This window comes from Deltaproteobacteria bacterium PRO3 (genome assembly GCA_030263375.1).
In the GTDB taxonomy this organism is placed as follows: domain Bacteria; phylum UBA10199; class UBA10199; order DSSB01; family DSSB01; genus DSSB01.
The window spans coordinates 14,312-27,441 of sequence record SZOV01000039.1 but is presented as its reverse complement, the minus strand read 5'-3'; the positions used below and the strand labels follow the sequence as shown (position 1 = coordinate 27,441).

Genomic DNA, 13,130 nt, shown 5'->3' with positions numbered 1-13,130 from the left:
GGGCTTCTACGGCGTCAGCCGCAAGGCGGGCAACTACACGGTCCCGCACTTCCAGGTCCTGCTCGGCGGGCAGTGGGAGAACAACGGCGGCGCCTACGGGCTGCCGATCGTCGCGATCCCCTCGAAGAACATCCCCGCCGTCGTCGAGCGCCTCACCGGGCGCTTCGCGAAGGAACGCGGGAAGGGCGAGAGTTTTCAAGATTTCTACAAGCGCCTGGGCAAGGTCGAGACCAAGACCATGCTGGAAGACCTGATCAAGATCCCCGACCACGACAACCACCCCGAATACTACAGCGACTGGGGCGACACGCGGGAGTACACGATCGGCGACATCGGCACCGGCGAGTGCGCGGGCGAGGTGGTCTCGATCGCCGAGTTCGAGCTGGCGGCGGCCGAGCGCGAGTACTTCGAGGCCCAGGTCTTCTACGAAAAGGATCAGGTGCAGAAATCCGGCGAGACGGCCTTCCGCTCGATGGTGACGGCGGCCCGGGCCCTGGTGAAGACCGAATTCCTGGACGTCCCCGGCGACGCCGACCGCGTGGTCGAGGAGTTCCGCAAGCGCTTCTACGACACGCAGAAGTTCTGGGACCCCTTCGCCGGCGGCAAGTTCGGGCAGATGCTCTTCCTCGCCCACCAAAAGGCGAAAGAACCCTACAACGCGGAATCGGCCCACCACCTCTTGGAAGAGGCCCAGCTCTTCATCGACGCCGCGCACAGCTGCTACAACAAGATGGCCGCCCAGGCGGCCGCGCCGAAGGCGGAAGGTTGAGGAAAGCGCCATGGACCTGCAGCACATCAACGTCAAGCTCTTCGCCGAGCGCCCCGAGGCGGTCGACCGGGAGAAACTCACCCCCATCTTCCAAGGCTGGATCCAAGACCAGGTTTGCGACGAACTTCTGCTCGACGTCGCCGACTACCTGCACGTCGACGCCGGGCCGGGCATCGTCCTGATCGGCGAGGAGGCGGACTACAGCATGGACGAGACCAAGCACCGCCTGGGCCTGCGCTACAACCGGAAGCGCGGGCTGGCCCTGGACAACGCGACGAAGCTGGCTCAGGCCCTGCGCGCGGCGCTTAAGGCCTGCCTTAGGCTCGAGGCCGATCCGCGGCTGGAGAGGAAGCTGAAATTCAGCCGGCGCGAGGTGGAACTCTTCGTCAACGACCGTGCGGTGGCGCCCAACACGGAGGCGACTTGGGCGGCTTGCCGGGGGGATCTGGAAAAGTTTTTCGGAAAAATCTTTGCCGGGAATACCTTCAAGTTGGAGCGTCAGCCCAACCCGCGCGAGCGTTTCGGCGTCACGCTGAAGACCGAGCAAGATTTCGATCCGCAGGCGATATTGCAAGCGCTGTAGGGGCCGTTCGCGAACGGCCCCTACGGATTCCGCGACATAGCCAAATATTTTGCTTAAACCTGATGATAGGAAGCCCCATGCCCATCCAACAGATCAACCCCCAAGAAGCCAAAGACCTCCTCGACCAGGACCCCGAGGCGATCTACGTCGACGTTCGTTCGATCCCCGAATTCACCGCCGGCCACCCGATCCGCGCGATCAACCTGCCCATCATGCACAAGGGCGCCTATGGCATGGAGCCCAACGCCGATTTCCAAAAGGTCGCGGTGGCGGTGCTGCCGAAGGACCGCAAACTGATCGTCGGCTGCCTCGCGGGCGGCCGCTCGCAGAAGGCCTGCGATATCCTCGCCCAGCGGGGCTTCACCCAGCTCTACAACGTCTACGGGGGCTTCGGCGGCGGCCGCAATCCCGAGACGGGCGAGCCGCAGCCGGGCTGGAAGGACCTGGGACTTCCGGTCAGCGACGAGAACGGCGAAGGCGTGAGCTATGCTTCTTTGGCGGTGAAGGCCAAGTAGCGAATCCTATCGTCCCCATGATGCGAGGCGGAAAATTCCGATAAACCCAATTCCCCGCTCTGAGGCGCCGTAGAGCTTCTTTAGAACCAGCGCGCCAACAGCACGCCTAGCCACAGCCCCAACATCCCCAGGGCCACGCTTCCCAAAAGATAGGCGGCGCCGATCGCCAGCTTCCCCTCCTGCAGCAGCTTGAAGCTCTCGAACATGTAGGTGGAGAAGGTCGTGTAGGCCCCCAGGAAGCCGACGAAGAAGAAGCTGCGCAGCGGGGCCGAGCTGTGCAGGCGGTCGCCCGCCAAGGTGGCCGCGAAGCCGATGACGAGACAACCGCTGAGGTTGACGAAGAAGGTCCCCCAGGGAAAGCCCAGGCCCGCCCAGCGCTGCACGACGCCGCCCAGAAAATATCTCGAGAGCGTCCCCAAGACGCCGCCCGCCGAAAGGTAAAGGACATTCATCGCGGACTCCTATCCAATTAAGGCCTTCGCCCGGCGAAAGATCGCATCGAACATCGGCTCGGTCAATTTCCCCGTGAAGGTATTCTGCTGGCTGGGGTGGTAGGAGCCCAGGAGGCGGTAAGGGCCCACCTGGGCCTCGGCGCCGTGGGTGAACTTGGTCTTTGGCCTCACCACCCAACCCTGGCCCGCCAAGAGCCCCAGGACGCCGTCCCAGGCGATGCTGCCCAAGGCCAGGATCACGCGGAGGCGTTTCAGGAGGCCCAGCTCGGCCTCGAGGTAAGGATGGCAGCGCTCGCGCTCCAGGGGCAGCGGCTTGTTCCCGGGAGGGGCGCAACGCAGGACGGCGCTGATGTAGGCGCCGTACAGCTTAAGGCCGTCGTCCCGCGAAACGGAGCGCGCCTGGTTGGCGAAGCCGGCCTTGTGCAGGGCGCGGTAGAGCCAGTCGCCGGAGCGGTCGCCGGTGAACATCCGCCCCGTGCGATTGGCGCCGTGCGCGGCGGGGGCCAGGCCGACGATCCAGAGCCGGGCCGCGGGGTCGCCGAAACCGGGGACGGGCCTGCCCCAATAGACTTGGTCCGCGAAGGCCGGCTTGCGCAGGCGCGCGACTTCTTCCCGCCAACGGACGAGTCTGGGACAGAGGCGACAGGCGACGATGCGCCGCTGGAGTTGAAGCAGTGTCATGGAAAATAAAAAACCCACCCCGGTCTCCCGGGATGGGTTTGGAATCTTGAGCAATCGTCGCCTTACTTCTTGCGACGCGCCCGGAAGCTCATCCAGGCGAGGCTGGCGGCGGCGAAACCGAAGACCGCCATGCTGGAGGCGCCGGCCGCGTTGCCGCCCAAGGAGCAGCCGCCCATGTGGATGCCGCTGCCTTCGAGCTTCATGCAGTTGTTGCCGTCGGGATTTTCGTCTTCGAGGCAGATGCGCAGACAGTTGCCGGGCGCACCGTTGACGAAGACTTCGCCGATGGGGCACTGCTGGCATTGACCCACCACACCGCCTTGGGCGTCATCATCACCGTCATCGACGCAAACGCAGGTGCCATCCGGGCTAAAATCCACTTCGCCACCGTCCGGGCATCCGAAGTTTACAGGTTTGCAAAGATAGCCGTCGCAGACTTCGCTGGTCTCGGCGCCGCAACCGCTGTCGGTGCAGCACTCTTCGGCGTTTTGGCAGGTATCGCCGGGAGCCGTGTTGGAAACCCTAGGAGTGAACTGGATGAAGGCCACGGTGAGGATGAGGAAGAGCACCGGGAGCAGCACGTAAAAGGCCGCGTTACCGTGTTTGCGAAAGAAAACTTTCATAGGATCCCTTTCCCTGGGTTATAAGGATCGACACTTTGAGTGCTTGTAAGTCTTACCCAGTCCGAATTTTAAATTAGCTAGAGATTCCCAGGGACTCAAGCAATATTTTTCTAAATATTTCGTTGGATTAGCCCCGATGCCCCCAGCCAAACCCGTCATATTTTTGACAATCTTAATTTTCATCGGTTTGTCGCTGGTTTACACGCTGCGTCTAGACCGCCCCGAGGTCCTGGTGTGGGACGAGCAGTACCATGTCGCCGCCGCCCAGTCCTACCGCACGGGCTACAAGCCGGCCTATTTGAATCGCCGCAACCCTCCGCTGGGCAAGGAGCTGATCGCCCTCTCCGCCCGGCTTTTTGGAAAAAATTATTTTGCCTACCGCCTGCCGTCGGCGCTGAGCGCCGCCGCGTTGGGCGCCTTATTGTTTTGGACGGCGGCCTGGTTGACGCGGCGCTGGGAGGGGGGCCTGCTCGCCCTCTTGTTCTGGCTGAGCTCCACCCTCGCCTTCCTCCACGCCCGCCTCGCGATGCTGGACATGGCGGCGACGCTGTTTTTTTTCGCCGGGCTGGCGGCCTTTCTGCCGGTCTTGAAGGATCCGGGCGGCAGGCATCCCGCGAGATGGATCCACCTCGCCTGCTTATCGGCGGCCTTGGGCGGGGCGGTGAAGCCGATCGGCTACCTGCTGTTGCCGCTCTTTTTCCTCGGGCTCGTGGCGGTGCGAGACGCCTATCCCCTGCGCCGCAGCCTGCCACAGCTCCTGGCCGCGGCGCTGTGGACGATCGTAGTGACGCTGGTGGCCTGCTACGGGGTCTTGGGTTTCGCGCCGGCGGAGATCGTCACGGAGATTCGCCGCATCTTCGCTTTGCAGGGCTTTCTGCATAAGGACCATCCGGGTTTGTCGTCTTGGCATGAGTGGTTCTTGGGGAGGGGCGAGCTTTGGTACTTATCGCAACCGGGTCCGGAGGGGCGGCGCTTCGCAGCGCTGTGCGTCCAAAATCCCGTCCTGTTCGGGCTCGGCGCCTTCTCCGGCCTGGGGCTCGCGATCCGCGCGGCGCTGCGGAAAGACCCCGTCGACGTCTTCCTGGCGGCGGCGGTGCCGGCGCAGCTCCTGTTTTGGGCGATCTTCAAGGAACAGACGATCTTGAGCTACGCGCTGCCGATGGTGCCGGTGTTTTGCCTGAATATCGCCTATGCGCTGAGCCTGGCGGTACGGCCCACCGCCTATTATCGCGTCTGGGCGCTTTGCCTGGGGACGGCCTCGGGGATTTTTTTCTACAAGGCCTTTCCGGAGGTGTGGGGGACGTTTTTACCCTGAGCCTTGCCAAAAAACCGGGATCGGCTTATCTAGCTTTTCCATGATACTCGACAAAAAAATCGCCGTGGTGATGCCGGCCTACAACGCCGAGTTCACGCTGCGCCGCACCTACGAAGAGATCCCCAAGGAGATCGTCGACGACGTGATCTTGGTCGACGACGCGAGCCGCGACCGCACGGTCGAGGTGGCCCGCGAGCTGGGCCTGCACCACGTGGTGCACCCCAAAAACCGGGGCTACGGCGGCAACCAAAAGACTTGCTATCAAGAGGCCCTGGCCCGCGGGGCCGACATCGTCATTATGATGCATCCCGATTACCAGTACACGCCGAAGCTGATCCCCGCGATGGCGGGGATGATCGCCGGCGGAATTTACGACGTGGTCTTGGCCTCGCGCATCCTGGGCCGCGGCGCCCTGAAGGGGGGCATGCCCAGATACAAGTATGTGTTCAACCGATTTCTGACCGCGACGCAAAACCTACTGATGCGGCAGAAACTAAGCGAATACCATACGGGCTATCGAGCCTTTTCGCGCGAGGTCCTGCTGAAACTTCCGCTTCTGGCCAACTCCGACGACTTCATCTTCGACAATCAGATGCTCGCCCAGGCGGCTTACTTCGATTTTCGCATCGGCGAGATCAGCTGCCCGACGCATTACAGCGAGGACAGCTCGTCGATCAACTTTCGAAGGAGCGTCGTCTACGGGTTGGGGGTGCTGGGAGTCTCGGTCCAATACGCGCTGAACCGTTGGGGCGCATTGCGGTCGAAAATATTTCACCACCGGTCGGCCAACCTAAACCCCTCACGCTCCGAGGCTCTCTCTCCCCACGATGCACGGCTTTCGTAGACACGCCGATCTTTGGCTCTGCCTTCTGCTCTGTCTGTTGGCGCTGGGGATCACCTTGCCCTTCCTGAACCACGCCTATCACGTGGACGAGCCGCTGTTCCTCCGCGTCGCCCGGCAAATCCTATCCGACCCTTGGAACCCTTACGGGTTTCAATACCTGTGGGACAACGAACCCAAGCCCATGTCGCAGATCGCCGCCTTTCCACCGCTCTTCGCCTATTTTTTGGCCGCGGTGGGCGGCGGACGGGAATTTCCGCCCGAGGCCCGCATTCATCTCTCGCTCGTGCCTTTCGCTTGCGTCGCGTTGGTGTCGTTCTATCTCGTCGCGCGAAAACTGGGACATTCCCCCGTCTGGAGCTTTTTCGCGGCGGCGCTTTGGGCCTGCTCGCCGGCCTTCGTGGTTTCGGCGAACCTCGCGATGCCCGACGTCGCCGGCATCGCCTGCTCGCTGCTCGCCCTCGCGATTTGCCTCGGCGGCTGGCAAAATAACCGGACGGCCCCGCTCCTCGCGGGAGGCGTCCTACTCGGGCTCGCCCTGCTGATGCGCTACAACACCGCTCCCCTGCTGCCCGTCTTCGTCCTGCTGGGCTGGTCCTACGGCGCGGGGCGCCGCGGTTGGATCCCGGCCATACTCGCCGCGGCCCTTTTGGCGGCGTGGCTGGTATGGAGCAAAAAGGTCGCCTTCCAATCCCATTCCACGCAACTCTTCTCCACCTTCTTCGGGGTCAAGGAGGCGCTCAACCGTTTTTGGGCTTTGAACAACGCCCTGAGCCTGGCGACATTCCTGCCCTTCCTCTGGGCGCTCCTGGTCTGGCCCAAGGGACCGTTTTGGCCGCTGTTCTCGCTCGTCGTCGGCATATATTACGGGGCCCTCGCCTCCAAGGCGGAGCCGATCGTGGGCTTCGAGATGTTCCCGGATTTCGTCTTCTTCAGCTTGGGTTTTTTCACCCTGGCCTATCTCGCGACCCGCCTGTGGGCCGACCTCAGGCGCTTGGCTCCTCTGGACTGCGGCGCGCGGGACTCGAAGGGCCAGGGACCCGAATGGTTCTTGGCGTTCCGTCCCGAGGCCTGGCGGCGCGATCCCGAGGCCTTTCGCGAAGCGGTGCTGATCCTATGGGTCTTCGCGGCGCTCGCCGTACCGCTGGTCTACGTGCATTTCGCCTCCAAATACCTGCTCTACGCCCAACCGCCGCTCATCTTGCTCGCTCTGAAGGCCCTCGTCGCCGTCGAAAATCGTTGGCACAAGCCCCTTGCCGCCCTGCTTCCGGCCGGCTTGGCCTTGTCCCTGGCCGTGGCGCACGCGGACTTTCGCCTCGCCGACGTCTATCGACGCAAGGCGCACGAAATGACCTCTGCCTATTTTCCCTGGCGGGGAAACCTTTGGTTCATGGGGCACTGGGGGTGGCAGTATTATCTGGAAAAACAGGGCATTCGTCCCCTGCCCGCCACGAGCTTCGGGACGGCGGGCCTGAAGGAAGGCGACGTCGTTTTGCGAGCCGCCTACGCGAGCCCCCAGCCGATCTTTCCCTCCCTGCATGAACGTATTCAAATCCGGAAGTACGTTCCGGTGTTCGAGGAATTTCCGCTCCGCACTATGAACCAACAAGCCCGGGCGGGATTTTATTCGAACATCTGGGGCCCCTTACCGTTTTCGGTATCGGATTTCGCGCTCGAGAATATAGCGGTCTACGATGTCGTCCGTTAGGTCCTTGGCGACGTAGATCGTCACCCCCGCCTCGGTCCGCGCCGGGCGGTAATTGTCCCGGATCGCGCGATCGATATCCCGGTAGTAAGGACTGCCCAAGCGATAGACGCCGGCGATCAGCACTCGGTAACGGCGGTCGACGAGCGTCTCCAGCAGCCGCTCGTCGGACATCATCTTGTAGGTCTCCAGGACGTCGCCGGGAATACCGACGTCGATGGCGTGGCTGCGCATGTGGTTTTCCATGCCCTCCGCCGAGGGGCAGCCGGCCAGGAAGGCGTAGCCCGGCCACCAAGTGAGGCAGGGCTCGCCCGGCCGCAAATAGCGCTTGGCCGCGCGCACCGCCCGGGAGATTCTGCGAAGCTCCCAATGAGAATGGTCGCTGCCCATCGAATTGATCTCGTGGTTCATGACCCGTTTGGCGGCGGAGGCGTAGAAAAACGCGGCAAAGGCCAGGGCAACGACGCAGAGTGCCCGGCGCCGCGTGAATCCGGCCTGCAATACCGGCGCGATCCCGATCACTAACAAGGGAACCACCGCGGAGAAATATTGGGTGAAGGGCGTGGCGGTCATGAGGTGGATGAGCAGAAAGCCCCCCACCGCCGCGGCAAGAAAGGCCTCGTCCGAGAGAAAAAATTCCTTCCAGCCGCGCCGCGCCGCCTTCCAGACACCGATGAGAAAAAGGAGCGCGAGCAGGAACATCTGCGTCTCGACGAAGACCGTTTGGGCGATGCCGAGGCGAAAGGCGTCTTCCGAGATCCCCGGAAAGATCTTCGTGTGGTATTCGAGGTTGTATTGGTAGAAAAGTCCGGGATCCAAGGCGAAATAATAAAGGGTCAAGGGAAAGGTCAGCGCCGCGGCCCCGGCGAAGGCCGCGAGCGGCCGCCACGGCCGTTCGCGGGAATGTATCCAGAGATAGGCCGCGAAAAGCGGCAAGTAAGGGACCAAGGTCAATCGTCCGTTGACTCCGATGCCGATCGCGAAGCCCGCCAGCGCCGCCCAAGCAAGCCTCCGGCGAGGGTCTTGTCTCCAAAGCAGCAGCGCGACAACCGCAAGGGAGAGGGAAAAAGCGTTCAGGGGATGGGTCTTGATGACGGGGGCCCAAGCCAGGATCAAGCCGTTGGCGAACAAGAAAAAGGCGCAAAAATTCAGCGTCCAGAGATTTTTGGTGGTCTTCGCGACGTAAGCGAGGGTAAATAGACCCGCCGACGCCGTCAACAGCACCGATAAAAACCGGGCCGAAAACAATTGGTACCCGAAGACCTCCATCCAACCGGCGTAGAGGTAAGGGATGAGCGGCATCTGCTGGTAGAAGAAATCGAAGTACAGTTTCTTGCCCTGGGCCACGAGGCGGGCCGCCTCGAGATAAAGCCCCTCGTCTCCGTCGACGTTGCGATGCATGGCGAGCCAACCGAAGAGGCCGCACATCAGCAAAAAATAAACGCCCGTCGTTAGGTAGAGGGGCCAGACGCTCGGGGATGTCTTGTGATCCGACATGAACCTTAATCCGCTAAAGACGAAGCCGGAACGGCTTTTCCTGTTCCTCGCCTTGCTGTTCGGGGGAATTTTGGTTTTTCTGATCCCGCCCTACCAAGCCCCCGACGAGATCAACCACTATTTTCGAAGTTATCAAATACTGCAAGGCCATCTGTTTTCCGAAAAAACTCCCCAGGGTCTAGGCGGAAGGATTCCCGAGGACACTCTAGCCGTCATCGCCGCCTTCGAGGATCAGCCCTTTCACCCCGAGCCTCGCAGCTCCGCAGCCGAAATTTTGGAAAATCTCCGAAAAACCGTCTCCGAAGAGCCGAAGCGATTCGCGGCTTTCGCCAATACCGCGCTTTACTCCCCGGTGAATTACTTCCCTCAGGCCTTGGGCATGGGGATCGCGGGACTGTTCTCTTCGAATCCTTTGGTTCGCATGTACGGCGGCCGCGCCGCCAATCTCCTGCTCTGGGCGTTTCTCGTCTTTCTCTCCATCAAAATCGCTCCGGTCTTCAAGTGGTTATTTTTTGCGCTGGCCCTGTTGCCGACCAGCCTATTTCTCGCCGCCACCTGCTCCGGGGACCCGCTCACCAACGCGCTTTGTTTCCTTGCGATCGCCTTGATCCTGCGGCTGGTCCAAGACGGCTTTCGCCCCCGAGAACCCCGCATCCTCGCCTTGGCCGCGCTCTCCTGTGTCCTGGCGCTCGCCAAACCCTTTTATCTGTTGATTCTCCTGTTTTTTTTCGCGATTCCGCGACGCAAAGGGGGGCCCTTTCCTCGGCTCCTAAAATCCTTCCTGCTGGTGTTTTTGCCGGGTCTGATCCTTCAGACGGCATGGCTGGCGCTCGTCAAGGCCTCTTACGTGCCTCATCGACTGGATGTCGTCGTCTCGCCGGACGATCAGCTGCAATATCTTTTTCAGCACCCTTTTTCCGTCTTGGAAACCGTCGGACGGTCTCTACACCAATCCCTTCCCTTCATCCTTGCTTCCTTCGTAGGCGTCCTGGGATGGCTGGACACCCATCTTCCTCCGACCCTGCTCTGGATCGCGGGCGGGAACCTCCTGATCGCCGCCGCGCTGGACACGAAAGACGATTTTCGATTCTCTCCCAAACAAAAAGCGGTGGCCGCGACGGTATTTTTGCTGCTCACCCTCACGGTGTGCCTGACCCAATACCTGCATTGGAATCCGGTCGGGGCCGAAACGATCGAGGGTCTGCAAGGAAGGTATTTCTTGGCCTTTTCCCCTCTGCTTTTTTTATGCGGTTACACGCGTCCGCCTGCCGTCTTCCGTAGACCGGCGGCGGCGCTTCCTTTATTCGAGACGTTGCTCGTGTTCGCAACCCTGGTCTGGACGATCGCGGAGCTTGGCGGGAGGTATTACGGGTGATGTCGCAGGCGGCTTCCAAGGCAACGGGGTTTCTGAAAAAGTTCGACCCTATCCTTTTTTTCCCCCTCGCCCTCCTGGCTTGGGCGGTAAAAACCGTTTGGCTTCGTTCGGACGCATTTTCGGGCACCGCCCTCGCGGGGACTTGGGCCCTGCTGGATACCGCGGTGGCCGGCGCAGCCCTCTTCTTTTCCGCTTCGCTCAGAAAACGCGGGGTACCGGTTTGGATCGCGCTGGCTGTCTTTTTATCGATTCTCTTCCACCCCTACGCCTTCCGCCCCGGCATCCTGCTGGGCAATGAAATGTTGAGCGTCGCCCTTGCCTTGGCGGGCCTCGCGCTCTCCTTGCAGGGCGAATTCTTCTTGAAATCCGCCGCCCGATACTGGGCTTTCGCGACCCTTTGGGGAATGATCTCGTCTTACTTTTTTTGTCTTTCCCGATACCCGCTGCTGGGATGGATCTTTTTGCTGCGGGGAATCTGGCTGATTTACGCAGGCCAAGGCAAGCGCCTCTCCGCTCCGCTGCTCTTGGCCCCGATGTTGGCGCTCGGCGCGGCCGGGGCCGTCTACCTTCAGTCGGGCTCCCTGCCCTATCCGGGCTCTTCCACCCGGGACACCGCGGCTCGAGTCCTGACGCCGAGCTCCAACCCGCGGCTGCGCATCGGACCCGTCCATCTTTGGGGCAACGCGTTGGTGGAAGCGGCCGCGAAGGCGGCGGGACCGGACCACGCCGCCTCCTTCTCCAAGGTCGAGGTAGAGGTTTCCGGTTGGGCCTTTGGCCGAAACAGCTCCGTGGTGGCGGTGTCACTGAAAAACCACCGGGGCGAGCTTCTCGCCTCCACCCGCTCCTTCCGGCCGAGGCCGGAGGTGCGGGCGCTCCTACAGAACAAATATCCCGACCCGGTGCCCGAGCGGCTCGGTTTCCTCCTCAAAGAAGGCGTACCCTATTATCGCGCCAAGGGACTGGCCTTGGAAATCACCGACGCCTCGGGAAGAAAATTCGAGTCGATGCTGCAAAGGGACCCGCCCGCTTTCGAGGGCCTCGAATGGGCGCACGAAAAACAGATCCACCCGATCCCGACCGCGACCGCTAAATCCGACAGGTCGAAAGCCGAGTCGCGTCTTGCCGCAATCCACACCTGGTTATCCACCCGCCTCTTCTTCTTTTTCCTCGCCGCGACCCTTTACCTGGCCTGCTCAAAAACGGCGCGGAGCCATCTTGATTCCGTAAGCTCGACGTTCTTTATACTGGCCGTGGCACTCGCCCTCAGCTTTTTGCAAATCCTCACCACATTCCTGCCGGGGGATTTCCTGGTACGCAGCCAAGACATCTTCCTTGTCTCCCTGCTGTTCCCCGCTCTGGCCGTCTTGGCGATTTACTTGGCCTTCCTGCGCCTGAGCCGAGACTTGCTGCTCCCTGAAACTTATCCGACCTCCCCCGCGCAATTTTTCGCCCGAACCGCCGCCATTTTCGGCATCCTCTTGGTTTTTGCGATGCCGCCCTTCCAAGCCGCGGATGAAGGCGCCCATTTCTACCGCGCCTATCAGATCTCCGAATGGAACCTTAGAACTCCCAAAGTGCCGAGGAGCCTTTCCGAGACATTCGAGATGTTCGATTACCTGGCTTTCCTTCCGGAAAACAAGATCGGGATCTCCCAAATCTTGCCAGCGCTCCACGTTCCTTTGGAGCCGGAGAAAACCTGGGACGCGCCCGTATTGAGCTATTCCCCGGTCCCCTACCTGCCGGCCGCATTGGGAATACTGTCGGGCAGGTCGTTCGGCGCCCCTCCCCTGGTACTGATGTACTTGGGTCGCATCTTCTCACTGCTCGCCTACCTGGGGTTGGTGTCCCTGGCCCTCCGCCTCACCCCCATCCAGAAATGGGCATTCTGCCTCTTGGCGCTCACGCCCATGTCGATGGCGCAAGCCTCCGCCGTGACCGCCGACACCGTCACCCTGGGGCTCTCCTTCTTGACCTTCGCCTATCTGCTGAAGCTGTCGCAATCCGGTGCCGTGCTTCAAGCCCGGGAATGGCTCCTGCTTTCTTCGCTGCTGGCCTTGCTAGCTCTCACCAAGCCAGTCTATGCAATTCTCGCCCTGCTCTTTCCCATGATCCCGAGGCGGAACGTGGGATCCCGGCCGGGTTATTGGCTGGGTTTCGTCTGGCTGCTGTTGCTGTGCTTCGGGGTGAGCCAAGGCTGGGCGTATTTCGGAGGCAAAGTGCAAGGGTTTCAGTTGCTCTCCCCCGCGGCGCAGGAGCAAGCCGTTTTTGTCCTGAAACGCCCCTTCGAATTCCTCGAAATCCTATTGCGTACCTTTTATCGCAATGCCGGCCATTATTGGGACCATCTCGTAGGCCGGCTGGGATGGCTGGACACCGGCCTGCCCGACTCCTTCCGATTTTTTTACACCGCCTTGACGATCGCCTGCGCCTGGCTCGGATGGAGCGGTCGCGCCGATCTCGGCCTCTGGAAACGAGCCTGGCTCTTCCTCGTCCTCTCGGCCGGAGTGGCGCTTATCGCGGCCGTCTTGTTCATCACCTGGACCGCCCCCGGAGGCGCCACGATCGAAGGCATTCAGGGAAGATATTTCCTTCCTTTCGTCCCAATCTTGTTTCTGCTGTTGTATCCGTCCAAAAACCCCATCGCTCCGCGATCCGGGTTTCCTCCGTTCAAGCTTGCCGCGATAGCCGCGTCCTTGTGCGTCGCCACGACGCTTTTTGCCGTCCTGACCCGGTATTACGGCGCTTTCTGAAATTTGCTTGACGATTGAGGCTAC

The 13,130-nt window shown here is 61.5% G+C and carries 11 protein-coding genes; 7 read left to right on the top strand and 4 right to left on the bottom strand.

From position 1 onward, the window contains the following. The first annotated feature begins 779 nt into the window (after window positions 1-779). Together FBR05_07860 and FBR05_07855 are read left to right on the top strand one after the other, a co-directional pair. Entirely contained in the window at window positions 780-1,352 is a 573-nt protein-coding gene (locus FBR05_07860) for a hypothetical protein (GenBank protein ID MDL1872109.1), read from the top strand. Window positions 1,353-1,429: 77 nt separating this feature from the next. After that, window positions 1,430-1,867, top strand: a complete 438-nt coding sequence (locus FBR05_07855; protein MDL1872108.1) for a rhodanese-like domain-containing protein — start codon at window positions 1,430-1,432, stop codon at window positions 1,865-1,867. A gap of 80 nt (window positions 1,868-1,947) precedes the next feature. Here the strand turns inward: FBR05_07855 and crcB are convergent, their stop codons facing one another. The 3 genes from crcB to FBR05_07840 form a co-directional block, all read right to left on the bottom strand. Continuing rightward, window positions 1,948-2,319, bottom strand: a complete 372-nt coding sequence (gene crcB, locus FBR05_07850) for a fluoride efflux transporter CrcB (protein MDL1872107.1) — start codon at window positions 2,317-2,319, stop codon at window positions 1,948-1,950. Between the two features lie 9 nt (window positions 2,320-2,328). After that, complete coding sequence (locus tag FBR05_07845) at window positions 2,329-3,000, bottom strand: uracil-DNA glycosylase (protein MDL1872106.1); 672 nt, start codon at window positions 2,998-3,000, stop codon at window positions 2,329-2,331. A gap of 62 nt (window positions 3,001-3,062) precedes the next feature. Continuing rightward, on the bottom strand, window positions 3,063-3,623 hold the full coding sequence (locus FBR05_07840; protein MDL1872105.1) for a hypothetical protein: 561 nt from the start codon (window positions 3,621-3,623) through the stop codon (window positions 3,063-3,065). A 136-nt stretch (window positions 3,624-3,759) separates the two neighbouring features. Here FBR05_07840 and FBR05_07835 point away from each other — a divergent pair, with 136 nt between their 5' ends. The 3 genes from FBR05_07835 to FBR05_07825 are packed head-to-tail and all read left to right on the top strand — an operon-like array spanning window position 3,760 to window position 7,487. Beyond that, window positions 3,760-4,938 (top strand): phospholipid carrier-dependent glycosyltransferase, encoded by a 1,179-nt coding sequence (locus tag FBR05_07835; protein MDL1872104.1) that lies wholly within the window; start codon window positions 3,760-3,762, stop codon window positions 4,936-4,938. 40 nt (window positions 4,939-4,978) lie between these two features. Further along, the gene (locus FBR05_07830) at window positions 4,979-5,782 is read left to right on the top strand and encodes a glycosyltransferase family 2 protein (GenBank protein ID MDL1872103.1); all 804 of its coding nucleotides are present in this window, start codon (window positions 4,979-4,981) and stop codon (window positions 5,780-5,782) included. Next, window positions 5,766-7,487 carry a glycosyltransferase family 39 protein gene (locus tag FBR05_07825; GenBank protein MDL1872102.1) on the top strand — a complete coding sequence of 574 codons (1,722 nt, stop codon included), beginning with the start codon at window positions 5,766-5,768 and terminating at the stop codon, window positions 7,485-7,487. The genes FBR05_07830 and FBR05_07825 overlap by 17 nt, the downstream gene beginning before the upstream one ends. Here FBR05_07825 and FBR05_07820 read toward each other — a convergent pair. Then, complete coding sequence (locus FBR05_07820; protein MDL1872101.1) at window positions 7,425-8,981, bottom strand: hypothetical protein; 1,557 nt, start codon at window positions 8,979-8,981, stop codon at window positions 7,425-7,427. The genes FBR05_07825 and FBR05_07820 overlap by 63 nt on opposite strands. On the opposite strand from FBR05_07820, the gene FBR05_07815 reads away from it, so the two are divergent. Both FBR05_07815 and FBR05_07810 read left to right on the top strand, forming a co-directional pair. Further along, window positions 8,980-10,356 (top strand): DUF2142 domain-containing protein, encoded by a 1,377-nt coding sequence (locus tag FBR05_07815; GenBank protein ID MDL1872100.1) that lies wholly within the window; start codon window positions 8,980-8,982, stop codon window positions 10,354-10,356. The genes FBR05_07820 and FBR05_07815 overlap by 2 nt on opposite strands. Beyond that, window positions 10,356-13,106: a DUF2142 domain-containing protein gene (locus FBR05_07810; protein ID MDL1872099.1), complete on the top strand. Its 2,751-nt coding sequence runs from the start codon at window positions 10,356-10,358 to the stop codon at window positions 13,104-13,106. Before FBR05_07815 ends, FBR05_07810 begins: the two co-directional genes overlap by 1 nt. Window positions 13,107-13,130: the final 24 nt, after the last annotated feature.